Below are 320 nucleotides of genomic sequence, written 5' to 3' on the forward strand. Positions count from 1 at the left end.
ACCGTTAGAGAGAAAAGTTCTCCGGCAGCAAGAAACCCTTCTCCTTGTTCAGAGGTGCCAGAAGGCAAAGCACGTTGGTTGTCACAAATAGCGAGTGTCCATGGTCGCGAGTACACATTAAATGTTCCTTTCACTTCCACTTTGCCTTCTTCAGGGCACTCTTCAAATCCCTCACATTCAAAATGATCGGACAGTGTCACTTCAAATATGCCGGACTCGTTCGTGACAAGACCATGTTCAGACAAGCCGTCTTTAAATTCCGCTGAATAGCTAAAGTTTCCTTCACTTCCTCCTAATGGTTGAACCAATGGATGAAAAAC

The 320-nt window shown here is 45.0% G+C and carries 1 pseudogene; it reads right to left on the reverse strand.

Going from position 1 to position 320, the window contains the following annotated elements:
• Positions 1 to 320 (reverse strand): annotated as a pseudogene (locus IQR33_RS02725) (DUF6701 domain-containing protein); the annotation flags it as partial.

Source organism: Vibrio sp. OPT46, assembly GCF_015163535.1.
GTDB lineage: Bacteria > Pseudomonadota > Gammaproteobacteria > Enterobacterales > Vibrionaceae > Vibrio > Vibrio alginolyticus.